The following is a 1,193-nucleotide window of genomic DNA, read 5'->3' as shown; positions in this document are numbered from 1 at the left end:
GCGCCAGTAAACGGCGGTGGTAACTATAACCATCCTAAGGTAGCGAAATTCCTTGTCGGGTAAGTTCCGACCTGCACGAATGGCGTAACGACTTCCCCACTGTCTCAACCACAGGCCCGGCGAAATTGCATTACGAGTAAAGATGCTCGTTACGCGCGGCAGGACGGAAAGACCCCGGGACCTTTACTATAGCTTGACATTGGTATCCGAATTAGCTTGTGTAGGATAGGTGGGAGCCTGTGAAGTGTGCACGCCAGTGCATGTGGAGGCAATCTTGAAATACCACTCTGGTTGGTTTGGGTATCTAACTTCGGACCGTTATCCGGTTCAGGGACAGTGTCTGGTGGGTAGTTTAACTGGGGCGGTTGCCTCCTAAAGGGTAACGGAGGCGCCCAAAGGTTCCCTCAGCCTGGTTGGCAATCAGGTGTTGAGTGTAAGTGCACAAGGGAGCTTGACTGTGAGACTGACGGGTCGAGCAGGGACGAAAGTCGGGACTAGTGATCCGGCACTGGCGAATGGAAGCGGTGTCGCTCAACGGATAAAAGGTACCCCGGGGATAACAGGCTGATCTTCCCCAAGAGTCCATATCGACGGGATGGTTTGGCACCTCGATGTCGGCTCGTCGCATCCTGGGGCTGTAGCAGGTCCCAAGGGTTGGGCTGTTCGCCCATTAAAGCGGTACGCGAGCTGGGTTTAGAACGTCGTGAGACAGTTCGGTCCCTATCCGCCGTGCGCGTAGGATACTTGAGAAGGGCTGTCCCTAGTACGAGAGGACCGGGACGGACGAACCTCTGGTGTGCCAGTTGTCCCGCCAGGGGCACGGCTGGTTGGCTACGTTCGGAAGGGATAACCGCTGAAAGCATCTAAGCGGGAAGCCTGCTTCAAGATGAGGTATCCCATCCACCTTTGGTGGGGTAAGGCCCCCAGCTAGACGACTGGGTTGATAGGCCGGAAATGTAAGCTCGGTAACGGGTTCAGTTGACCGGTACTAATAGGCCGAGGACTTGATTACTAAGCTGCTACGCGTCCACTGTGTAACTCTTGGCAAACAAACATTCCCTGTGGTGTTGGGTGTGTTTGATATGTCGATAAGTGTTACGGCGGTCATGGCGGAGGGGAAACGCCCGGTTACATTCCGAACCCGGAAGCTAAGCCCTCCAGCGCCGATGGTACTGCACTCGGGAGGGTGTGGG

The 1,193-nt window shown here is 55.6% G+C and carries 2 rRNA genes; both read left to right on the top strand.

The window, feature by feature from the left end:
- Positions 1-1,012 (top strand): 23S ribosomal RNA (locus tag K228_RS0125085); the annotation flags it as partial.
- A gap of 84 nt (positions 1,013-1,096) precedes the next feature.
- Positions 1,097-1,193: ribosomal RNA gene (gene rrf / locus K228_RS26600) — 5S ribosomal RNA — on the top strand; the annotation flags it as partial.

This window comes from Salinispora cortesiana, assembly GCF_000484695.1.
In the GTDB taxonomy this organism is placed as follows: domain Bacteria; phylum Actinomycetota; class Actinomycetes; order Mycobacteriales; family Micromonosporaceae; genus Micromonospora; species Micromonospora cortesiana.
The sequence above is the reverse complement of the archived record's forward strand: the minus strand, read 5'-3'. Positions and strand labels throughout refer to the sequence as shown.